A 20,518-nucleotide genomic window follows, 5' to 3' on the forward strand; every position below is an offset into this window, starting at 1 on the left:
GCCTCGCACGTCCTCGCGGGCCGCCGCGCGTTCTCCTGGGCCGCCGCGCGTAGCCTGGGGGCGTGGCTGGCTCCCGTCCGCGTCGTGTCGGCGTTCTCGTGCTCGAGGGGGCCAAGCCGCTCGATGTGGGGATCCCCGCACAGGTGTTCACCACCCGCGCGAGCATGCCGTACGAGGTGCGGGTGTGTGGCGCGGCGCCCGGGCTCGTGGCTGGTGGGGACGGCCTCTCGTACCACGTCGCCGACGGCCTCGGCGCGCTCGCGTGGGCCGAGATCGTGTTCGTCCCCGGCTACCGCTTCCCTGACCGCGACGATCCGCCACGCGCCGTCGTCGACGCGTTGATCGCCGCCCACGAGCGGGGCGCGCGGCTCGCCGCCATCTCGACCGGCGCGTTCGCGCTCGCCGCCACGGGGCTGCTCGACGGCAGGCGCGCCACGACGCACTGGCACTACACGCGCGCGCTCGCGGCGCGGCACCCGCGTGTGCGGGTCGACGAGAACGTCCTGTTCGTCGACGAGGGCAGCGTGCTCACCTCGGCGGGTGCCGCCTCGGGGATCGACCTGTGCCTGCACATCCTGCGCGGCGACCTCGGGGTTGCCGCCTCCAACCACGCCGCCAGGCGCCTGGTCGCGGCGCCCTACCGCAGCGGCGGTCAGGCGCAGTACGTGCCGCGCAGCGTGCCCGAGCCGCTGGGCGAGCGGTTCGCCGCCACACGCGACTGGGCGCTGCGCCGCCTCGATGAGCCGCTGACCCTTGAGGCGCTGGCGCGGCACGCGGCGGTGTCGCCGCGCACGTTCTCGCGGCGCTTCGTCGAGGACACGGGGTACACACCCATGCAGTGGGTGATGCGCGCCCGCGTCGACATGGCCCGTGAGCTGCTCGAACGCTCGGAGCGCGGCATCGAGCGGATCGCCGCCGACGTCGGCCTCGGCACCGGCGCGAACCTGCGGCTGCACTTCCGGCGCATCCTCGGGACGACGCCGACCGAGTACCGGCGGACCTTCGCTCGCGGCGTGTAGCGGGGCGCCTGGCGCGATGCTTGCGAACGTGGGCGCTCACGCCGCTGTCACCGCCCCACGCCGCGCGCGACCCTGGCGGCGAAGGGGAACGGGCTGGCCCCAAGGGAAGGGACACCGCACATGACCCGCGTCGCCATCAACGGATTCGGCCGGATCGGACGCAACGTGCTCCGCGCGCTGCTCGAGCGCGACAGCGCCCTCGACGTCGTCGCCGTCAACGACCTCACCGAGCCCGCCGCCCTCGCGCGGCTGCTCGCCTACGATACGACCGCGGGACGGCTCGGCCGCCCGGTGACCGTCGAAGGGGACGCCCTCGTCGTCGACGGGCGCCGCATCGCCGTGCTCGCCGAGCGCGACCCGGCGCGGCTGCCCTGGGCCGACCTCGGCGTCGATGTCGCGCTCGAGGCGACCGGCAGGTTCACCTCGGCCGACGCCGCACGCGCGCACCTCGACGCGGGCGCGACGAGGGTGCTCGTGAGCGCGCCTTCGGCGGGCGCCGACGTGACGCTGGCGTTCGGCGTGAACACCGGCGCGTACGACCCGGCCGCGCACACGATCGTCTCCAACGCCTCGTGCACGACCAACGCGCTCGCGCCGCTCGCCTCGGTGCTCGACGAACTCGCGGGTATCGAGCACGGGTTCATGACGACCGTGCACGCCTACACGCAGGAGCAGAACCTCCAGGACGGCCCCCACCGCGACGCGCGCCGCGCCCGCGCGGCCGCCGTCAACATCGTTCCGACGACGACGGGCGCCGCCAAGGCGATCGGCCTCGTGCTACCGCGCCTCGACGGCAAGCTGTCGGGCGACTCGATCCGTGTGCCGGTCCCGGTGGGCTCGATCGTCGAGCTCAACACGACCGTGGCCCGCGACGTGGCGCGCGACGACGTGCTGGCGGCGTACCGGGCCGCGGCCGAGGGGCCGCTCGCCGGGATCCTGGAGTACTCGGACGACCCGCTCGTCTCCTCCGACATCACGGGCAACCCCGCCTCGGCGATCTTCGACTCGGCCCTCACCCGCGTCGAGGGCCGCCGTGTCAAGGTGGTCGCCTGGTACGACAACGAGTGGGGCTTCTCCCACCGCGTGATCGACACCCTCGAACTCCTCGCCGCCCGCTGACGGTTCACCCCCACCGAGGGGCCACCACCCACCGGGGTTCACCACGCGCGAAGCGCCCGCGTCCTTATCGAAGGGACGCGGGCGCTTCGCGTTGTGCCGCGCGTCGCGTCGCGCGTTGCACGTTGCTGCCGGGGGGTTGCAGCCTTGTGCCAGCCCGGAGGGCCCCGCGGCGGGCCGCGGGCCGCCATCGTGGTGGGCACGGGACGGCAGGAACGTTCCGCATTTCCCCATCCACGCAACCCTCAAGGAGGGCATCCGTGCGCATTCCCCAGCTGGACCTCGGCCCGCTCGACGAGCACACCGAAGGCCGGGTCACCCGAGGCGCGTTGCCGGTCGCGGCCACCCCGGTGATCGTCGGCGCCGCTGGCGCCATCGTCGTCGCCTACGCCGCGGGCCGCGTCGTCGGCGAGATCCGCCCCACCTAGTGACCCGGGAGGACACGCTCATGTCCTTCGCGCGACTGCCCGCCGACCTGGCCGCGATGCCGGGCTGCGGGAGGACGACGCGGGGCTGCCCCCGTCGACACTGGTGCCCGTGACGTCCACCTCGTGCGCCGCCGCGTCCGCGGTGTCGGCCGTCGTCAGGGCGGCGGCCTGGGTGGCCGACGCCATCGGCCCCGTCCGCCCGAGCGCCTGAGCGCCTGAGCGACCGCGCTCACCTGCGGAAGCTCACCCGCATCACCCCACGAGAACACCAGAAATCACCACGAGAAGGAGACCTCCATGTCCGTTGCGCAGCTGCCCGCCGACCTGGCCGCGATGCCGGGGCTGCGGGAGGACGACGCCGGGCGCCCGCCCGCCAGTGCCATGCCCGTGACGCACGTCCTGACCAGCGGCCAGGCGGCGTGCGTCACGGTCGCGGTCGCCATCGCGGTCGGCGACACGCGGCCCGTGCTGAAGTGACCCGCTCGCGAGGAGCGGAGACGTTCATGTCCTTCGCGCGACTGCCCGCCGACCTGGCCGCGATGCCGGGGCTGCGGGAGGACGACGCGGGGCTGCCCCCGTCGACACTGGTGCCCGTGACGTCCACCTCGTGCGCCGCCGCGTCCGCGGTGTCGGCCGTCGTCAGGGCGGCGGCCTGGGTGGCCGACGCCATCGGCCCCGTCCGCCCGAGCGCCTGAGCGCCTGAGCGACCGCGCTCACCTGCGGAAGCTCACCCGCATCACCCCACGAGAACACCAGAAATCACCACGAGAAGGAGACCTCCATGTCCGTTTCGCAGCTGCCCGCCGACCTGGCCGCCGTGTCTGAGCTGAAGGTGGGCGCCGCGGGGCAGGTCAAGGCCGCCGCGCAGCCCGTCATGGCCACCCCGACGCTCGCCGTCGCCTTCGTAGCGGGCATTGGCGTCGGCCTCGCCGCGTGCCAGGCCAACGGCACCACCCGCCCGGTCGCGGAGTGACCCGTCAAGAAAGAAGCCGAGGAAGAAGGAGCACCATGAACGATCAGAGCCGTCGCCTGTACGACTCGCCCGCCCTCGCCAGCGTCGCCGTCGACGACGCGCGCGGCTGGATCTCCGCGCGGCAGAAGCCCGTTCTGGCCACGCCGAGCGTGCTGGCCGGGATCGCGATCGGCTACGCGATGCTCAACGCCTTTGAGGCGGGCCGCAGCGGCGGCCCCATCCGCCCCACATCCTGACGACCCCTCGGGGCCCGGCCCGCGCCCGACGCGGGCCGGGCCCCGAGGCGGGCACCGACCCCGCCCGCCGCGCAGACGAACCACCGAGCCTGGAGGCCACCATGAAAAGCCTTCCACCGTCCGCACGTTCGGCACTGTCCTCGCTGCTCGGACCCGTGCCGCTGACCCGTTCGCAGGCGCTCGGCGCCTCCGAGCGGCTGGCCGCCGCGACCACGCTCGTCGGCAGCCTCGAATACCTCGCCAATCGCCGCCACACCGGCCCGCGCAGCCTCAACGACTGGGCCGTCGCGCGCGAGGCGTTCGCCGCGCGCGGCCGCCCGCTGCGCGGCGCGCTCGACGCCGTGGCGCACCCGTGGTCCACGCGCGCGCTGCACTCCGCCCGCGTCGCCACCGCCGCCGCGCTCCTGCTGCCCGGCAGCGGCAGGTGGCGCGGCGCCGCCGACCTCTTCCTCGGCGCGAGCAACGCCCTGCTCTACCCCACCCAGCGCTACGGCACCGACGGCTCCGACCAGGCGTCGGGGCTCGTCCAGACCGCCACCGGGCTCGCCAGGCTCTCGGGCTCGCCCCAGGCGCAGGACGCGCTGCTGTGGTACATCGCCCTCCAGTCCAACCTCTCCTACCTCGTCTCCGGCTGGGTCAAGCTGCTCGGCTCCGACTGGCGCGACGGCTCGGCGCTCGGCGGAGTGCTGCGCACCCGCACCTACGGCGAGCGCCACATGTGGCGGCTCACCGAGCGATATCCGCGCTCCGCACGGACGCTGGCGCATGGCGTGCTCGCGCTGGAGTGCCTGTTCCCCGTCCTCTACGCCAGGGGCGGGCGGCTGGCCAGGCCCGTGCTCGCCTCGGCCGCGTCGTTCCATGTCGCCAACGGCTTCGTGATGGGCCTCGGACGGTTTGTCACGTCGTTCACCGCGATGCACCCGGCCGTCGCCTACACCAGCACGCCCCGCAGCCACCCCGCCGTCGCTGGCCGCGACGACCGGATGCTGCCGGTCGCCGGGCTGCTCGCCGCCGGGGGAGCGGTGGCCGCGGGCGCGGTCGCCGCCGCGCGGCGGCTGCGCGCCACCGACGCGGGCCCCGGCACCGGCACCGTCACCACGCGGCACGGCAACGTCCTGCGCTACCGCGGAACGCCGGGCGCGGGCGACGGCGACCCGGTGCTGGTCTTTGTGCACGGCCTGGCGGCCACGCCGATGCACTTCGGCTGGTACGCCCAGGCGTTGAGCGAGAGCCAGGGCCATGGGCAGGGCCGGGGTGGGGGCGCCGGGTGGCTGACCTATCACAGGGCCGGATACGGGCCGAGTCGCCGCGTCGCCCGCGTCGCCTACACGCTGCGCGAGTCCGTGGACGACCTGGTCGACCTCGTCGAGGGCGCGCTCCCCGAGGGGCGCCCCGTCGTGCTGGTCGGCCACTCGCTCGGCGGCGAGATCGCCCGCAGGGCCGCGCCGCGCCTCGGCGAACGGCTGCGCGGCGTGGTCTACCTCGACGCCTCGCACCCGGACGAGCTCAACCGTTCGAGCCAGCAGGGCAGTGGCGCCGCGTATGTCGGCGGCGCGCTGCGCACGTTCGGCGTCAGCCTGCGCGCCGGAATGGGCATCCTGCTTTCCCGCCCTCTCTGGGTCGACAACCTGCCCGCCGCCGTCCGTCGCCCCGCCATGGCCGCCTACGCCGACGCCCGCATGTGGCGCGCCGCGACGCGCGAATGGCGTTCCACCGAGATCGAGTTCCGCGCCCACGAGGGCCCGCTGTGCCCGCAGGACAGCCACGCCCTTGTCGTCTCCGCGCAGCACACCGTGGACCGCGACCCCGACCAGCTGCTGATGCACCAGGAGATCGCGGACGCCCACCGGCGCCCCGGGCGCGTGGTGCGCTCGGTGGTCGTCGAGGGCGCCGACCACGACGGGCTGCTCACCGAGCCCCGGCTCGCCGCCGAGGTCGTCGGCCATGTGCGCGGCTTCCTCGCGGAGTTGAACGACCTCCCCGCGAACGACCTCCCCGCGAACGCCGCCGCCCCGGCCGCCGCCCTCGAAACGGAGCCCCGATGACCAGCCCGATGACCAGCTCACTGACCGCCCTGGCCAGGCCCTTCCGGGGCCCTGGAGCCGCCCTCCGCGTCGCCGCGGGGCTCGCGCTGCTCGGCACCGTCTGCTCGCAGCACCCCAACCCCGCGTTCGGCCGCGTTCTGCGCTGGGACGCGTTCGCCGCGCTCTTCCCCAACTGGCGCTTCTTCGCGCCGAATCCGGCGCAGCATGACTTCCAGTTCCACTACCGGACGCTGTCCCACGCGGGCGAGACATCCGAGTGGCGCCCCGTCGAGGTCATCGCGGGGCGCGCGCCGCACCAGATCGCGTGGTTCCCCGGGCGCCGCCCGGAGAAGGCCGTGTTCGACCTGGGCAGCGAGATCATCCAGGCGCTCGACAAGGGCTTCTCGCACGCCGTGCACGTCCCCGCCTACCGCCTCCTGCGCGCCTATCTGGCCGACGAGGTCGAACGGTCGGGGCGCCGCGACGTCAAGGGATTCCAGTTCACGCTGGTCCGCACGGCTGGCTACGACGAGAGCGAGGAGCCCGAGGTCGTCTTCGTCTCCCCCTACACCCCCATGCCGCGAGAGGCGGAGCAGCGATGACCACGGCACCCGACATCACCGCACCCGACATCACCGCACCCGACATCACCGAGACGGTCGAGGACATCGGCTACGGGCGGGAGTTCGCCGACTTCTACGACCGCCTCTTCCCACGCGACGCCCAGGCCGACCTGGCCGTTCGCCGCCTGGCCGAGTGGCACCCCGGCGGCCGCGCCCTCGAACTGGGCGTCGGGACGGGCCGCATCGCCGTCCCGCTGGCCCGGCGCACGGGCGATGTCGTCGGCGTCGACTCGTCGCCCGAGATGCTCGACCGGCTGCGCGCCGCCATCGACGCCGCGGCCGCGCCCGTGACGCCCGTGCACGGCGACATACGCTCCTGGGCCGACGGCACGGCCTACGGCCTCGTCTACTGCGTGTGCGCCACCCTGTCGATGCTGCTCGACCCGGTCGACCAGCGCGCCGCGATCGCCGTCGCCGCCCGCCACCTGGCCCCAGGGGGCACCCTGGTCGTCGAGACGCACAACCCCGCGTTCGTCCACGCCCTGCACGAGGGCCGCGCCCGCGCCACCTGGTTCGCGCCGTACCCCGAGCCCGGCACCGGGCTCCAGACCTACTCGACGCTGCTGCCGAGCGGCGGCCTGTGGCACGCCTCCCACCTGTGGCACGAGGCGGGAACGGTCCGCGTCGGCAGCGAGCTGAGCCGCCTGACCACCCCGGACGAGGTGGACGCGTACGCCGCGGAGGCGGGCCTCGTCCCGGTCTCCCGGCACGGCGACTGGGCGGGCACGGCGTACGCCGACGACGGCCCGCTCCACATCAGCCGGTACACCCGCCCCACCGAGGACGCCCCCCATGACCACAGCTGACCTGACCGCCACCCAACTCTCTTCAAAATCACCGGCATTGACCCGCCCCGCGCGGGAGCGCGGCACCGTGCGCGGCGCCGCGCGCCGCCACCGCGGGCTGCTGTTCGGCGGCGTGGGCCTGGGCGTCGCGGGGGTGGCGTCGGCGCTCGTGCAGCCCGTCGTGGTCTCCGACCTCATCGAGGCCGTGGGGCTCGGCGACCCGGTCGCGGGGTTCGTGGTGCTGCTCGCCGCGCTGTTTGTCGCCGACGCGGCGCTCTCCGCTGGCCAGGGCTATCTCATCGGCAGGGCGGGCGAGAACATCGTGCGCGACGCCCGCGTCCTGCTCTCGGGCCGCGTGCTGCGCGCCGACCTGGCAAGCCTGCACGCGCAGCGGCAGGGCGATGTGCAGACCCGCCTGGTCTCCGACACGTCGCTGGTGAAGATCGCGCTCACCCAGAGCCTCGCCCAGCTCGTCGTCAACGGCCTCACCGTGGTCGGCGGCGTCGTGCTGATGGCGTGGATCGACGTGTGGCTGCTGCTCGTCGCGGTCGGCTGCCTGGGCGCCGCGAGCCTCGGCTCGGTGTCGCTGGCCCGTGGCCTGCGCCGCCACGCGCTGGTCAACCGCGAGGACACCGGCGCGTTCGGCGCCGATCTGCAACGCGTCCTGTCCGCCCTGACCACCGTCAAGGCGGCCGGGGCCGAGGGGCGCGAACAGACCAGGCTCGCGCGGCTCGCGGACCGCGCCCGCGCCTCCGGCGTGCGCGTCAGCGCCCTTGACGCGATGCTCGCCCCCGCGATGAACGTCGGCCTCCAGGCGTCCCTGGCCGCCGTGATGGGGGTGGGCATGGCCCGCGTCGCGACCGGCTCGCTGTCGGCCGCCGACTTCACGGCGTTCGTGATGTACCTCTTCTACCTGGTGTCGCCGCTCGTGCTGGTCTTCCTCTCCATCGGCGCCTACCAGCAGGGCAGGGCCGCCATCCAGCGCGTGGACGAGCTGGCCTCCCTGCCGCAGGAGGAGACCCCTGGGGCTCAACGCCCCTCGCCCGCCCCGGCGTCGGCGGGGAACGACGCGCCCGCCGTGGAGTTCCGCGGGGTGCGGTTCGGCTATGGGGAACGCGCCGTGCTCGACGGGGTCTCCTTCAGCGTGCCCCGGCGCGGGCTGACCGCGCTCGTCGGGCCTTCGGGCGCGGGGAAGACCACCGCGTTCCAGCTGATCGAGCGGTTCTACCGGCCCGAGCACGGCACGGTCCTGCTCGGCGGGCGCGACATCGCCGGTCTTCCGCTCGCCGAGGTCAGGGGCCGCGTCGGCTATGTGCAGCAGGACACCCCCGCGCTGCGCGGCACCCTGCGCGAGAACATCCGCTATGCCGCGCCCGACACCACCGACGAGGAGCTGCGCGAGGCCATCGACCTCGCCGGGCTGACCGAGGTCATCGCCGAGCTGCCCGAGGGGCTCGACACCCACCTTGGCGACCAGGGCGTGGGGCTCTCCGGGGGGCAGCGCCAACGGCTGTGCATCGCACGGGTGTTGCTCCAGAGGCCCGAGGTCATTCTGCTCGACGAGGCCACCTCGCAGCTCGACTCCGACACCGAGACCGCGCTGCGCGCCAGCCTGCGCCGCATCGCCGGGCGCTGCGCCGTGGTCGCCATCGCCCACCGCATCTCCACCGTCGCCGACGCCGACCGGATCGTGGTGATGGAGGAGGGCCGGGTGCGCGCCACGGGGCGCCACGCCGACCTGATGGCGCGCGACGCGCTCTACCGGCGGCTGGCGTCCGCCCAGCTCGACGGCGCGCGGGCGGCGGCCTGAGCCCCCTCCGCGCGCCCGGCGCGCCCTCGCGACGGCAGCATCCTGTGCCCGCGCACGCAGCCTGCTGCCACCGGCGAGCCTGGCCCGCCGCACCGGCGAGGGGGACGATCGAAGAGACCGAACACACGCACCGCACGCCACCACCCGAAGTCCCAGGCAGGAGACCCGACATGAAGCGTCACCCCCGCGCCACCCGCCCGCTGGCCGCGCTCGCCCTGGCCGCGCTGGCCGTCACGGGCCCTGGCGCCCTCGCCGCGCACGCCGACGAGAGCGCCACCGGCAACGCCACCGAACGCCTCGACCGGGACAGAGCCGACCGCGGCACCAACGGCGACGACGGCGACAGCGACGGCGGCAACGGCAACGGCGACAACGACGGCAAAGGCGACAACGACAACGAGGGCGGCAACGGCGACGAGGGCGGCAACGGCGACGAGGGCGGCCGCGACACCGACCCCAGCGCCAACGGCTGGCAGTGAAGGACCTGGTAGCGAAGGACCTGGCAGTGAAGGACCTGGTAGCGAAGGACCTGACAGTGAAGGTTGAGGAGGAACACCCCCGATGAGCACCGTGGACGCCGCCGTCGTCGGCAGTGGCCCCAACGGCCTGGCCGCCGCCGTCACCCTCGCCCGCGCGGGACTCCGGGTCGCCGTGCACGAGGCGGCCGACACCCTGGGCGGCGGCCTGCGCGGCGCCGCGCTGTTCGACCCGGACATCCACCACGACCTGTGCGCCGCGGTGCACCCCATGGCCGCCGCGTCCCGCTTCTTCCGCGCGTTCGACCTCGCCGCCCGCGGCGTGGAGCTGCTGCACGCCCCGATCGCCTACGCGCACCCTCTCGACGGCCGCCCCGCCGCCCTGGCCTATCGCGAACTGGACGCCACCGCAGCCCAGTTGGGCGCCGATGGCCCGCGCTGGCAGCGCCTTATGGCGCCCCTGGCCGCCCGCACCACCGAGGTGACCGACCTCCTGCTCTCCGGGATGCGCCGCCCCACCGGGCTGCGCGCCGCCCCGGCCCTGCTGCCCCGCGTCCTGCGCCACGGCACCCCGTGGGCCACCGGCGCGTTCCGCGGCGAACGGGCGCCCGCCCTGCTCGCGGGCGCCGCCGCGCACGCCGTCGGCCCGCTGCCCTCCCTGCCGGGCGCCGCCATCGGGCTGCTGATGGCCCACCTCGCGCACACCACGGGCTGGCCGCTGCCGCGCGGCGGCAGCCGACGCATCGCCGAGGCCATGGCCGACGACATCCGCGCCCACGGCGGCACCCTGCACACCGGGCACGCCATCGCCGACCTGCGCGAACTCTCCGGCGCCCGCGTCGTGTTGCTCGATGTCTCGCCCACCGCCCTGCTGGCCATGGGCGGCACCCGGCTGCCGCGCCGCTATGCCCGCGCCCTGTCCCGCTACCGCTACGGCCCGGCCGCGGGCAAGGCCGACTTCCTCGTCTCCGAGCCCATCCCCTGGGCTGACCCCGCGGTCGGCCGCGCCGGAACGGTCCACCTCGGCGGCCCGGCCCCCGCGATCCACCGCCAGGAGACGGCCAACGCCCGCGGCCTGGCCACGGGGACGCCGTTCGTCCTGGTCGTCGACCCGGCCGTCAGCGACCCCTCGAGGGCGCTGCCAGGGCGCCGCCCCGTCTGGGCCTACGCCCACCTGCCGCCCGGCGACGCCAGGGACCCGCTGCCGCTCGTGCGCGCCGCGATCGAGCGCCACGCGCCCGGCTTCACCGACACGATCCTCGCCCAACGCGGCGTCTCGGGCGCGGAGTTGGCCCGCTACAACGCCAACTACGTCGGCGGCGACATCGGTACGGGCGCCGTCACCCTGCGGCAGAGCCTCTTCAGGCCCGCCGCCCGCCTCGACCCCTACCGCACCCCGCTGCCCGGCGTCTACCTGTGCTCGGCCGCGACCCCGCCGGGGCCCGCCGTGCACGGCATGTGCGGGCTGCTCGCGGCCCGTTCGGCGCTGCGCCGCGAGTTCGGACTGCCGCTGCCCGCGCTCGGCCCCGACCTGGCGGCGGTGACCCGCTGATGGACGCCCACATCGTGCTGCGCGTCGTGGCCCCCGACGCCGACCACGGGGAGATCGCCGTCGTCAGGCTGCTGAGCCTGCTGCCGAGGCGCTGGCACTACCGCCACCACACCGGGCCCGACCGCATCGGCCTGTCGATCGCCGCGCCCGGCGCGTCGCCCGACGAGATCAGGGCCGTGGTCGGCGCCGCGCTCGCCGCCGCCCCCGCCCTGCGCCACTGGCGCCTCGAACCCCCGCGCTGAACCCCCGCCCTGAGGGGAGAGGGGGTTCACACCCAGCCGCGCTCGCGCGCGAGCAGCGCGGCCTGGGCGCGGTTCTCGGCGCCCAGCAGCTGGATCAGGTCCGCGATGTGGCGACGGTAGGTGCGCAGCGAGACGCCCACCTGCCGGGCGCCCGTCTCGTCCTTGCTCACCGCGCACATGCGCGACAGCACCTCCCGCTGCGTCTCGGACAGCTCGGGCGTCCGCTCGGCCCCGGCGTCCACCAGCTCGGTGAAGTCCCGCGCCGCGTCCCACAGCCGCTCGAAGAGCGTCACGATGTTGCCCACGAGGCCGTTCTCCCGCGCGCACAGCGCGCCCCGCGCGGTGTTCGCCGGGTCGATCGGCACAAGCGCGGTGTGCCGGTCGTAGACGAGGATCAGCTCGGAGAACGCGTCGGCCACCTTGATCCGCGCGCCATGGGCGTTCAGCTCGCGCAGATAGCTCAGCGTCACCGGGTCGGTGAGCGTCGAACGGCGCACCAGGTTCCTGATCCGCACGCCCCGGCTCAGACAGCGCAGGTCGAGCGCCCGCGCGTGCGCGATGTTCTCCTTCGACAGCGCGTCGTACGGCTCGGCCGCCAGCACCTCGTCGTGCGCGAAGAACGCCAGGTCGTCGATGCGGTTGCGCACCTGCCGCAGATCCTCGAGGCGTTCGATGCCCGGCGCGGGTCCCGCCGGGTCCGCCGTGGGCCGCTCCCGTTGCAGCGACGAGACGATCGGCCGCGTCCTGGTCACCTGCCGCATCTGCCGGTGCAGATCCTCAAGGCGCTCCTCGGCCAGCCGCGGCACCGCCACATCGGGCTCCGCCGCCCACGTGCTGGTCTCGTCCCCGTGCAGCAGCCGCAGCCTCCGCAGCCGCCGCAGCGCCTCCGACACGGCCTCGCGGTCCGAGCGCAGCAGCACATGGATGTCGGCGGGCGACGTCCTCGGGTTGCGCAGGAAGTGGCGGTAGATGTCCTCCTCGGTACCGGACAGGCCGAGCACCGACATGGTGTGCGTGTCCACGGGTCCTCCCCCCCGGTCTCCTGGCGTCAGGTCAGGCCGGAACCTCTCCAACGTACCGAGCGCGCGGGCCCGTCGAGTCTCACATCCGTCTCACATCGCGCGCGGTGGGTGGCTAGGGTCTGTCTTCGGGTCTTTGTGGATCAGCCGTCCCGAGGGGGCAAGCAGCACATGGGGGAGACACCATCGCCGTCCTCGCCTTACCCGGCCACGCCCGAGGGCGTGCGCGCCGCGCTGGCCGCGTACCCCGTGGTCAACCTGACGGGCCCGCTCGGCTCGGGGAAGTCCTGGCTGGCCGAACGGGTCGGCGCGGCGGCCATGGTGAACCTCGCGCCAACGGACCCCTCACCGTCGGACCCCTCACCGTCGGACCCCGTGCCGTCGGACCCCGGCATGGCCGGGGCGGGCGACGCGGTGCGGGCCGCGCTCGCCGACGACACCCGCGCGCCGCTCGTCCTCGACGGCGTGGACACGCCAGCCGCCGTGGCCGCCGTCGACGTCGTGCGCACCGGGCCAAGGGGCCGCAGGCCCGTCCTGCTCGTCAGCAGGCGCCCGTTGCTGAGACACCCGCGGTGGACCCTCTCCGCCGTCCCCACCCTCACCGTGCAGCCGTGGCCCGACGGGCACATCGCCGCCCTGGCCGCCGCCGCCCAGCTCTCCGACCCCGGCGCCAGGCGGCTCGTCGTCCGCCTCGCCGCGGGCAACCCCCTCCTTGCCGCAGCCGCCTGCCGCGCCCTGCACGCCGGAGCCTCCCCCGATGCGCCGGGCGCCGTCGCCGACCGGATGGCGGGCGAGATCGTGGGGCGGCTCGCGCGCGAGCTCCCCGACCGGCGCTGGCGGCGCGACCTGGCGCTGCTCGCCACAGTTGGCGCGGGCGACGAGACGCTGCTGCGGGCCCGCGGCGAACGTTTCGACGCGCTCGCCGCCCTCAGCGTCGTCACCCGCACCGAGCTCGGCCTCGCCGTCACCGAGCCGTTCCGCCACATCGTCGAGCTCGCCCACCAGTGGCGCCGCCCCACCACCCACCGCGCCACCCGCACCCGCGCGTTCGGCTACCGCAAGAAGCTGATCTCCGGCACCACCGATGTCGCCCAGCGGGCCGCGCTGATGGAGGAGACTCTTTTCCTGACCGGCGTCACCGGGCTGCGGGAGACCCTGTTCCCGGCGGCCCGCCCCTCCGCCACCGTCGACGCCGCGTCGCCCGCCGACGCCGACGACATCGGCCGCATGATGCGCCGCTGGGCCCAGCACGGCGGCCTCGACCCGCGCCGCACCGACGCCATCGCCGACCGCTGGGTGCGCGCCGACATCGGCGGCTTCCGCCTGGTGCGCGACAGCAACGGCCAACTCGCCGGTTTCGCCGGTCTCTTCGACGTCAGCGACCGCACCGCCACGGACATCGAGCCACTGCTCCAGCAGCACGCGGACCGGCTGCTCGCCCCGTCCGCCGAGTCGGGAGGCCCCGGCGGCCTCTTTCTCGGCGCCGCCTTCTGCCCCGACGCCGCCCTGCACGCCAAGCTGCTGCGCTACATCCTGCGCCAGACGATGTCCGGGCCCAACCGCCTGCTGGTCTCCACCCCGTCGCCGCAGTACCAGGGCCTCCTGGAGGAGCTGCGGTTCCAGGACCACGGCTCAACCGTCGACGACGTCTACCGCTGCGGGCGGCGGCCCATGGTGTTCAGCCAGGACTTCCGCGGTGACGCGCTGCCCGCGTGGCTCGAACGCGTCGGCTCAGCCGACGCGGCGGGCACCGGCGCCGAAGGCCGCCAGGTCGCCGCCGAGGTGGCGCACGCCCTCGCCCACCTGGGCGACCACCGCGAACTCGCCAGGAGCCCCCTGCTGTCGGCCCCCCGCACCCCGACGACGGCCGCCCTGCGCCGCTGGCTGCGCGACGCCGTCCAGGACCTGTGCGACAGCGCGAACCCGGGCGAGGCCGAGGCGGGCTGGATCCTGCGCCGCTACTACCTCGGCCCGCCCCGCACCCACCAGCAGCTCGCCACCCAGCTCCACCTGAGCCGCGCGACATACTTCCGGCGCCTCCAGCATGGCCTGAACGTCCTGGGGGCCCGGCTGTTCGAGGAGGGGGAGGGGTGAACGCGTTGCCCTGCGGGCTCGCTACGCGGGCGTTGACGGGGCGGCGAACGGGAGGACATCAAGACCGTAGCCGTCGTCCTCACCCACCTCTAGAGCCGCGCCCGCTCCCTGACCCGCGCCCGCGCCGTTGCCGCGTCGGGTGATGTACGGGCGGTGTCCGCCAGGGCCCGGCACTCGTCCAGCGTGTGCGCCGCGAGGGCGGCCCTGATGTCGGGGAGCGCGGCCGGGGCCGCGGACAGGCTCGTCACGCCGAGGCCGACCAGCACCAGCGCGAGCGCCGGATCGGCCGCCGCCTCGCCGCACACGCCGACCGGGCGGCCATGGCGCGCGCCCGCCGCCGCGGTCATGTGCACCAGGTCGAGGAGCGCGGGCTGCCACGGGTCGAGCAGGTCGGCCAGGCTCGCCAGGGTGCGGTCGGCGGCGAAGGCGTACTGCGAGAGGTCGTTGGTGCCGATGCTGAGGAAGTCGCACGCCCCGGCCAGCGCGTCCGCGCGCAGCGCGGCCGCCGGGACCTCCACCATGGCGCCCGCCGTTGACAGGCCGTGGGCCCGGACGCGCGCGGCGAACGCGTCCGCCTCGGCGGGCAGCGAGACCATGGGCGCCATCACCCACACCTCGGCGGCGCTGTCGCGCGCCGCCGCCGCGAGGGCACGGAGCTGGTCATCGAGGAGCGCGGGGTCACGGGTCGCGGTGCGCAGGCCGCGGATGCCGAGCGCGGGGTTCTGCTCGTCGGCCGCGGTGGCGAACGGCAGCGGCTTGTCCGCGCCCGCGTCCAGGGTCCGCACGACGACGCGGCGCCCGGTGAAGGCCGCGAACACCCGCGCGTAGACGTCCGTCTGCTCTGCCACGGACGGCGCGTCCGCCCGGTCGAGGAACAGGAACTCGGTGCGGAACAGGCCCACGCCCTCGCTGTCGGCGGCCGCCGCGGCCGCCAGCTCCTTCGGCGCGCCCAGGTTGACCAGCAGCTTGACGGGGTGCCCATCCGCGGTGCGCCCTGGCCCGGTCAGCGTGGCGGCGGCGCGGCGGCGGCGTTCCCGTTCGGCCGCGGCGTCGACCGCCTCGGGGGCCGGGTCGGGGTCGACGGTGCCAGCGGCGCCGTCCACCAGGACCGTTCGCCCCTCGGCCAGCGCGTTGGCGCCCGCGCAGCCGACGACGGCGGGGACGCCGAGGCCGCGCGCCAGGATGGCGGTGTGGCTCGTGGGCCCGCCGCGCTCGGTGACCAGCGCGATGACCTGGGCCGGGTCGAGGAGCGCGGTGTCGGCGGGGGCCAGGTCGTCGGCGACCAGGACATAGGGGTGGCCGGGCTCGGGCAGCCCGGGCATGGGCAGGCCGAGCAGCGCGGCGACGGCGCGGTCGCGCAGGTCGTCGAGGTCGGCGACGCGTTCGGCGAACAGCCCGCCCGCCGCCTCAAGCGCCGCCCGGAACTCCCCGAACGCGCCCTCGAGCGCCCGCGGCCCGTCGGCCCCTTCGAGGGCCAGCGCCTCGGCGCGCTCGCCGAGCGCCGGGTCGGTGACCATGAGCGCCTGGGCCGACAGCACGTCGGCCGCTGGCCCCGCCGCGGCGGCGGCGCGCCGGTCCAGCGCGGCGGCGACCTCGGCGAGCGCTTTGCAAACCGCCGCGGCCTCCGCCGACCTCTCCACCGGCGCGACGGTGCGCGGCGGCGGCGGAACGGGCGGCCGCGCCATGCGCGCGACCGGGCCATGGCCGCTGCCGCCGCCGATGCCGATGCCCCGCAGCACGGTGGGCACCGTCACTCACCCGCCTCAACGGCGTCGCCCGCGGGCCCTTCCAGGTCGTCGGCGACCAGCGCGGCCAGCTCGGCGAGCGCCGCTTCGGCCCCCTCGCCCTCGGCCGCGAGCACCACGGGCTCGCCGTGGCCCGCGCCGAGCGCGAGCACCGAGAGGAGGCTGCGGGCGTCGACCGGGGCCTGCCCCCGGCGCGCGATGGTGACACGGACGGGCTGCCGGGCGGCGGCCCGCACCAGCAGCGAGGCGGGGCGCGCGTGCAGGCCGCTGCGCGAGCCTATGACAACGGTGCGCTCGGGCATGGGACTCAACTCCTGGGTGCGGCTGGGTGGTCGGGGTGGTCGAGGTGGTCGGGGTGGTCGGGGTGGTCGGGGCAGGGCGGCTCGGGGCTCAACGGGCCGGGGCCGCGGTGTCGGCCGCGGTGGCGGCCTCGGTGCCGGTGTGGGCCGCGGTGCCGGTGTCGGCCGGGGCGTCGGCGGGGGCGCGTTCCACCGGGGCGGGACGCGTGGTGCCCGGCGCGTCAGGAACGGCGCGGTGCGACTTGAGCAGGATGACGAGCGCCGTGCTGAGCACCGTGCCAGCGGCGATGGCCAGCAGGTAGAGGAACGGCGCGCCGATCAGCGGCACGACGAAGATCCCGCCGTGCGGGGCGCGCAGGGTGGCGTCGAAGCCCATCGACAGCGCGCCGGTCAGCGCCCCGCCCGCCATCGCGGAAGGGATGACGCGCAGCGGGTCGGCCGCCGCGAACGGGATGGCGCCCTCGGTGATGAACGAGGCGCCAAGCACCCACGCGGCCTTGCCGTTCTCCCGCTCGGTCCGCGTGAACAGCCCGCCGCGCACCACCGTGGCGAGGGCCATGGCCAGCGGCGGCACCATGCCAGCGGCCATCACGGCGGCCATCACCTTGAGGTTGCCCTCGCCCGCCTCGGCGAGGCCGCCGACGGCGAAGGCGTAGGCCACCTTGTTGAGCGGGCCGCCCAGGTCGAAGCACATCATCGCGCCGAGCACGATGCCAAGCACGACCGCGTTGGACCCCGAGAGGCCGTCGAGCCAGTCGGTGAGCGCCCGTTGCAGCGCGGCCAGCGGCTCACCGACCACCACGAACATCAGGAAGCCGACGGCGGCCGAGCCGATCAGCGGGATGACGAGCACCGGCATGATCCCGCGCAAGGCGGTCGGGATCCTGGCCCGTTGGATGGCCATCACCACGGCGCCCGAGAGCAGGCCAGCGACGAGGCCGCCGAGGAAGCCCGCCTCGATCGTGACGGCGATCGCGCCGCCGACGAAGCCGGGAACGAGGCCGGGCCGGTCGGCCATGCCGAACGCGATGTAGCCCGCGAGGACCGGCACAAGGAACCCGAACGCGGCGCCGCCGATCTGGTTGAGCAACGCGGCCCAGCTGTCGCCCTCGGTCCACACGAAGTGGTCTGCGACGGAGGGCGCGTTCGCGATCTCGTGGCCGCCGATCGCGAACGACAGCGCGATGAGCAGGCCGCCCGCCGCGACAAACGGAACCATGTAGCTGACGCCGCTCATCAGATAGCGGCGCAGCCGGGTGCCGAAGCCCTCGCCCCGGCCCGTGCCGCCGCCCTCGTCGGGGTCGGCCTCGTCGGGGTCGGCCTCGGCCTCGGCCGCCTGGCTCGTCTCGCCCCGCTCGGCCAGGGCCCTGACCTCGGCGATCAGCTCGGCGGGCCGGTTGATGCCCGCCTTCACGCCGACGTCGACGGTGGGCTTCCCCGCGAACCTGGCGCGCTCCCGCACCTCGACGTCATGCGCGAAGATCACGCCGTCGGCCGCGGCGATCAGCGCCGGGTCGAGCCGGTTGAACCCGGCCGAGCCCTGCGTCTCCACGACCACCTCGACCCCGGCGTCCCGGCCCGCGCGCTCCAGGGACTCGGCCGCGAGGTAGGTGTGCGCGATGCCGGTCGGGCACGAGGTGACGGCCACGACGCGGAACGGCGTGTCAGGGGAAGCCCCTTCGGCGTCCGCGTCCGGCGCCGCGGGCGTTTTTGCGGGTGGCTCGGGGGGCGTTTCGGCGGGTGGCTCGTCGCCGCGGATCAGCGCGGCGGCGGCCTGGGGGTCGCGTTCGTCGCGCAGGGCCCGGGTGAACGCCGGGTCCATCAGGCGGCGGGCCAGCGTGGACAGGATGCCCAGGTGGTCCTTGTCGCCGCCCGCGGGAGCCGCGATCAGGAAGATGAGGTCGGCAGGTCCGTCGGGCGCGCCGAAGTCGACGCCTTCGGCGCTGCGCCCGAACGCCAGCGTGGGCTCGGACACGTGAGCGCTGCGGCAGTGGGGTATGCCGATGCCGCCCTCGAGTCCCGTGGGCATCTGCGCCTCGCGATCCGCCACGTCCACGAGGAACGCGTCGAGGTCGCTCACCCGGCCCGCCGCGGCCATGCGTGCGGCGAGGGCGCGGACTGCGGCGTCCTTCGTACCTGCGGAGAGGGTCAGGTCGACCAGCTCCGCGGTGATCAGCTCGGTCATCACGCGGCTCCTTCGCTCGCGATCCGCCCGGCGGGCGGCAGGGGGGACGGGGAAGAGGGGAGAGGGAGGGACGGGGAGGGGGAGGGGCGACGGGCGGTCATGGCAGCCGTCCCGCGCGGGCGGCGCCCAGCGGGCGGTCGACGGGGACGTCGGCGGTGGTCACCACCGAGGCGGGGTCGAGGTCGGCGAGCCCCGGCATCGCGCTGCCCGGCAGCCCCACGGCCGCGGCGCCGTGCGCCAACGCCGCCGCGAGCGCGGCGGGCCCGTGCCCGCCCGCCGCCAGGAACCCCGCCAACGAGGCGTCCCCCGCGCCCACATCGCTGCGCACGGTGGCCACGGGCGCGCTGCCCCAGTGCGCGCCGCCATCGGACACCAGGAGCTGGCCGTCCGCGCCCAGGCTGGCCAGCACGGTCCCGGCGCCGCGGGCGCGCAGCTCCTCCGCGGCCTTGACCGCGTCGCCGACGGTGGCGAGCGGGCGCCCGACCGCCTCGGCCAGCTCGTCGGCGTTGGGCTTGACCAGCTCGGGCCGCGCGGCAAGCGCGGCGGCCAGGGCCTCGCCCGAGGTGTCGAGGGCGACCCGGGTCCCGGCCCGGTGCGCGGCCTCGACCAGCTCCGCATACCACCAGGCGCCCGGGCCCCGCGGGAGGCTGCCGCAGCAGGCGACCCAGTCGGCGTCCGCGGCGCGCGCCCGCACGGCGTCGAGCAGGGCGGCGGCCTCGGCCGCGGACAGCTCGGGGCCAGGGGCGTTGACCTTGGTGAGGGTGCCGTCGGGCTCGACCAGGGTGACATTGACCCGGGTGGAGCCGGTGAGCGGAACGCCCGCCACCTCGATGCCCCGCTCGCCCAGGAGCCGGGCGAGCAGCGCGCCCTCCGCGCCGCCGAGCGGCACCACGGCGGCCGTGCGCCCGCCCGCCGCGGCGACGGCGCGCGAGACGTTGACGCCCTTGCCGCCGGGCTCGACCCGGTCGGTGTCGGCGCGGAGCAGGGCGCCGCGGCGCAGCTCGGGCACCTCGTAGGTGCGGTCGAGGCTGGGGTTGGGGGTGACGGTGAGGATCATGCGCGCACCACCTCGGTGCCCTGCCGCTCGATCGCGGCGGCGTCGTCGGGGGAGAGGCCCGTGTCGGTGATCAGCAGGTCCACATCGGACAGGCCGCCGAAGCGGGCGAAGTGCCGACGGCCGTGCTTGGCGGAGTCGGCCAGCAGAACGGTGCGGCGCGCCGCCGAGACCAGCGCGCGCTTGACGGCTGCCTCGGCCAGGTCGGGGGTGGTCAGGCCGCCGTCGAGCGAGAAGCCGTTGGTGGCGAGCAGCAGCAGGTCGACGTTCAGCTCGGCGTAGGCGCGCAGCGCCCAGGCGTCGACGGCGGCGCGGGTGCGGTGCCGCACCCGGCCGCCGACCAGGTGCAGGGCGATCCCGGGGTGGTCGGCGAGCCTGGCCGCTATGGGCAACGCGTGGGTGACAACGGTCAGCTCGCAGTCGACAGGCAGCGCGGCGGCCAGCCGCGCGGTGGTCGTCCCCGCGTCGACGATCACGCTGCCGGAGGCGGGCAGCTCGGAGAGCGCGGCCCGCACGATGCGGTCCTTCTCGTCGGCGGCGACGGCGTCCCGCTCGGTGAGGTCGGGCTCGAAGTCGAGGCGGCCCGCGGGGATGGCGCCGCCGTGCACGCGGCGGACGAGACCGGCCCGGTCGAGGACCTTCAGGTCCCGCCGCACCGTCTCGGCGGTCACCTGGAACGCCTCGGCCAGCGACGGCACGTCGACGCGCCCGCCCTCGCGAGCCAGGCGCAGGATCTCCTGCTGGCGCTCTGCTGCGTACATGTGGTTTTACGCCCGTTTCACTGCCCGGATCTGTTGATGTGGCGCCAGGTTACGCCGATATCGCCGGGAAGTAAACA

21 protein-coding genes are annotated in these 20,518 nt (G+C 75.4%); 15 read left to right on the top strand and 6 right to left on the bottom strand.

Annotation, left to right across the window (positions count from 1 at the left end):
* Nucleotides 1-62: 62 nt before the first annotated feature.
* The 14 genes from DEH69_RS00155 (at nt 63) to DEH69_RS00215 (ending at nt 11,284) form a co-directional block, all read left to right on the top strand.
* The gene (locus DEH69_RS00155; RefSeq protein ID WP_113684782.1) at nt 63-1,019 is read left to right on the top strand and encodes a GlxA family transcriptional regulator; all 957 of its coding nucleotides are present in this window, start codon (nt 63-65) and stop codon (nt 1,017-1,019) included.
* A gap of 120 nt (nt 1,020-1,139) precedes the next feature.
* A complete protein-coding gene (gene gap / locus DEH69_RS00160) occupies nt 1,140-2,138 on the top strand; it encodes a type I glyceraldehyde-3-phosphate dehydrogenase (protein ID WP_113684783.1) in 999 nt (332 codons plus the stop codon).
* Between the two features lie 257 nt (nt 2,139-2,395).
* Complete coding sequence (locus tag DEH69_RS31150; RefSeq protein ID WP_181727181.1) at nt 2,396-2,563, top strand: hypothetical protein; 168 nt, start codon at nt 2,396-2,398, stop codon at nt 2,561-2,563.
* Between the two features lie 297 nt (nt 2,564-2,860).
* Nucleotides 2,861-3,040 (top strand): hypothetical protein, encoded by a 180-nt coding sequence (locus DEH69_RS00165; RefSeq protein WP_113684784.1) that lies wholly within the window; start codon nt 2,861-2,863, stop codon nt 3,038-3,040.
* Between the two features lie 26 nt (nt 3,041-3,066).
* The gene (locus DEH69_RS00170) at nt 3,067-3,258 is read left to right on the top strand and encodes a hypothetical protein (protein ID WP_113684785.1); all 192 of its coding nucleotides are present in this window, start codon (nt 3,067-3,069) and stop codon (nt 3,256-3,258) included.
* Nucleotides 3,259-3,344: 86 nt separating this feature from the next.
* Nucleotides 3,345-3,536: a hypothetical protein gene (locus tag DEH69_RS00175; protein ID WP_113684786.1), complete on the top strand. Its 192-nt coding sequence runs from the start codon at nt 3,345-3,347 to the stop codon at nt 3,534-3,536.
* A 35-nt stretch (nt 3,537-3,571) separates the two neighbouring features.
* The gene (locus tag DEH69_RS00180; RefSeq protein WP_113684787.1) at nt 3,572-3,772 is read left to right on the top strand and encodes a hypothetical protein; all 201 of its coding nucleotides are present in this window, start codon (nt 3,572-3,574) and stop codon (nt 3,770-3,772) included.
* A 101-nt stretch (nt 3,773-3,873) separates the two neighbouring features.
* On the top strand, nt 3,874-5,817 hold the full coding sequence (locus tag DEH69_RS00185; protein WP_113684788.1) for an alpha/beta fold hydrolase: 1,944 nt from the start codon (nt 3,874-3,876) through the stop codon (nt 5,815-5,817).
* Nucleotides 5,814-6,398, top strand: a complete 585-nt coding sequence (locus tag DEH69_RS00190) for a hypothetical protein (RefSeq protein WP_113684789.1) — start codon at nt 5,814-5,816, stop codon at nt 6,396-6,398. Before DEH69_RS00185 ends, DEH69_RS00190 begins: the two co-directional genes overlap by 4 nt.
* Complete coding sequence (locus DEH69_RS00195; protein ID WP_113684790.1) at nt 6,395-7,225, top strand: class I SAM-dependent methyltransferase; 831 nt, start codon at nt 6,395-6,397, stop codon at nt 7,223-7,225. The genes DEH69_RS00190 and DEH69_RS00195 overlap by 4 nt, the downstream gene beginning before the upstream one ends.
* Entirely contained in the window at nt 7,212-9,014 is a 1,803-nt protein-coding gene (locus tag DEH69_RS00200) for an ABC transporter ATP-binding protein (RefSeq protein WP_113684791.1), read from the top strand. Before DEH69_RS00195 ends, DEH69_RS00200 begins: the two co-directional genes overlap by 14 nt.
* Before the next feature lie 170 nt (nt 9,015-9,184).
* Nucleotides 9,185-9,493 (top strand): hypothetical protein, encoded by a 309-nt coding sequence (locus DEH69_RS00205; protein ID WP_113684792.1) that lies wholly within the window; start codon nt 9,185-9,187, stop codon nt 9,491-9,493.
* Nucleotides 9,494-9,575: 82 nt separating this feature from the next.
* The gene (locus DEH69_RS00210; protein WP_113684793.1) at nt 9,576-11,042 is read left to right on the top strand and encodes an NAD(P)/FAD-dependent oxidoreductase; all 1,467 of its coding nucleotides are present in this window, start codon (nt 9,576-9,578) and stop codon (nt 11,040-11,042) included.
* Nucleotides 11,042-11,284, top strand: a complete 243-nt coding sequence (locus DEH69_RS00215; RefSeq protein ID WP_113684794.1) for a hypothetical protein — start codon at nt 11,042-11,044, stop codon at nt 11,282-11,284. Before DEH69_RS00210 ends, DEH69_RS00215 begins: the two co-directional genes overlap by 1 nt.
* Nucleotides 11,285-11,310: 26 nt before the next feature.
* Here the strand turns inward: DEH69_RS00215 and DEH69_RS00220 are convergent, their stop codons facing one another.
* Entirely contained in the window at nt 11,311-12,306 is a 996-nt protein-coding gene (locus DEH69_RS00220; protein WP_258534332.1) for a helix-turn-helix transcriptional regulator, read from the bottom strand.
* Nucleotides 12,307-12,474: 168 nt separating this feature from the next.
* Between DEH69_RS00220 and DEH69_RS00225 the strand changes: the two genes are divergently transcribed.
* Nucleotides 12,475-14,397, top strand: coding sequence for a hypothetical protein (locus DEH69_RS00225; RefSeq protein ID WP_113684795.1), 1,923 nt, complete (start codon nt 12,475-12,477; stop codon nt 14,395-14,397).
* 89 nt (nt 14,398-14,486) lie between these two features.
* Here DEH69_RS00225 and ptsP read toward each other — a convergent pair whose 3' ends face one another.
* The 5 genes from ptsP to DEH69_RS00250 form a co-directional block, all read right to left on the bottom strand.
* Nucleotides 14,487-16,151, bottom strand: a complete 1,665-nt coding sequence (gene ptsP / locus DEH69_RS00230; protein ID WP_258534333.1) for a phosphoenolpyruvate--protein phosphotransferase — start codon at nt 16,149-16,151, stop codon at nt 14,487-14,489.
* Nucleotides 16,148-16,444, bottom strand: a complete 297-nt coding sequence (locus DEH69_RS00235) for an HPr family phosphocarrier protein (protein ID WP_113684796.1) — start codon at nt 16,442-16,444, stop codon at nt 16,148-16,150. Before DEH69_RS00235 ends, ptsP begins: the two co-directional genes overlap by 4 nt.
* Nucleotides 16,445-16,532: 88 nt before the next feature.
* Entirely contained in the window at nt 16,533-18,626 is a 2,094-nt protein-coding gene (locus tag DEH69_RS00240) for a fructose-specific PTS transporter subunit EIIC (protein WP_113684797.1), read from the bottom strand.
* A gap of 97 nt (nt 18,627-18,723) precedes the next feature.
* Nucleotides 18,724-19,683, bottom strand: a complete 960-nt coding sequence (gene pfkB / locus DEH69_RS00245) for a 1-phosphofructokinase (RefSeq protein WP_113684798.1) — start codon at nt 19,681-19,683, stop codon at nt 18,724-18,726.
* The gene (locus tag DEH69_RS00250) at nt 19,680-20,441 is read right to left on the bottom strand and encodes a DeoR/GlpR family DNA-binding transcription regulator (protein ID WP_113684799.1); all 762 of its coding nucleotides are present in this window, start codon (nt 20,439-20,441) and stop codon (nt 19,680-19,682) included. Before DEH69_RS00250 ends, pfkB begins: the two co-directional genes overlap by 4 nt.
* Nucleotides 20,442-20,518: the final 77 nt, after the last annotated feature.

The sequence above is a fragment of the Streptomyces sp. PT12 genome (assembly GCF_003311645.1).
Taxonomy (GTDB): Bacteria; Actinomycetota; Actinomycetes; order Streptomycetales; family Streptomycetaceae; genus Streptomyces.

Bases quoted from the DNA above. Each gene is read 5' to 3' on its own strand.
- gap (WP_113684783.1), top strand. From the start codon at position 1,140: ATGACCCGCGTCGCCATCAACGGATTCGGCCGGATCGGACGCAACGTG.
- DEH69_RS00165 (WP_113684784.1), top strand. From the start codon at position 2,861: ATGTCCGTTGCGCAGCTGCCCGCCGACCTGGCCGCGATGCCGGGGCTG.
- DEH69_RS00170 (WP_113684785.1), top strand. From the start codon at position 3,067: ATGTCCTTCGCGCGACTGCCCGCCGACCTGGCCGCGATGCCGGGGCTG.
- DEH69_RS00175 (WP_113684786.1), top strand. From the start codon at position 3,345: ATGTCCGTTTCGCAGCTGCCCGCCGACCTGGCCGCCGTGTCTGAGCTG.
- DEH69_RS00180 (WP_113684787.1), top strand. From the start codon at position 3,572: ATGAACGATCAGAGCCGTCGCCTGTACGACTCGCCCGCCCTCGCCAGC.
- DEH69_RS00185 (WP_113684788.1), top strand. From the start codon at position 3,874: ATGAAAAGCCTTCCACCGTCCGCACGTTCGGCACTGTCCTCGCTGCTC.
- DEH69_RS00190 (WP_113684789.1), top strand. From the start codon at position 5,814: ATGACCAGCCCGATGACCAGCTCACTGACCGCCCTGGCCAGGCCCTTC.
- DEH69_RS00195 (WP_113684790.1), top strand. From the start codon at position 6,395: ATGACCACGGCACCCGACATCACCGCACCCGACATCACCGCACCCGAC.
- DEH69_RS00200 (WP_113684791.1), top strand. From the start codon at position 7,212: ATGACCACAGCTGACCTGACCGCCACCCAACTCTCTTCAAAATCACCG.
- DEH69_RS00205 (WP_113684792.1), top strand. From the start codon at position 9,185: ATGAAGCGTCACCCCCGCGCCACCCGCCCGCTGGCCGCGCTCGCCCTG.
- DEH69_RS00210 (WP_113684793.1), top strand. From the start codon at position 9,576: ATGAGCACCGTGGACGCCGCCGTCGTCGGCAGTGGCCCCAACGGCCTG.
- DEH69_RS00215 (WP_113684794.1), top strand. From the start codon at position 11,042: ATGGACGCCCACATCGTGCTGCGCGTCGTGGCCCCCGACGCCGACCAC.
- DEH69_RS00225 (WP_113684795.1), top strand. From the start codon at position 12,475: ATGGGGGAGACACCATCGCCGTCCTCGCCTTACCCGGCCACGCCCGAG.
- DEH69_RS00235 (WP_113684796.1), bottom strand. From the start codon at position 16,444: ATGCCCGAGCGCACCGTTGTCATAGGCTCGCGCAGCGGCCTGCACGCG.
- DEH69_RS00240 (WP_113684797.1), bottom strand. From the start codon at position 18,626: ATGACCGAGCTGATCACCGCGGAGCTGGTCGACCTGACCCTCTCCGCA.
- pfkB (WP_113684798.1), bottom strand. From the start codon at position 19,683: ATGATCCTCACCGTCACCCCCAACCCCAGCCTCGACCGCACCTACGAG.
- DEH69_RS00250 (WP_113684799.1), bottom strand. From the start codon at position 20,441: ATGTACGCAGCAGAGCGCCAGCAGGAGATCCTGCGCCTGGCTCGCGAG.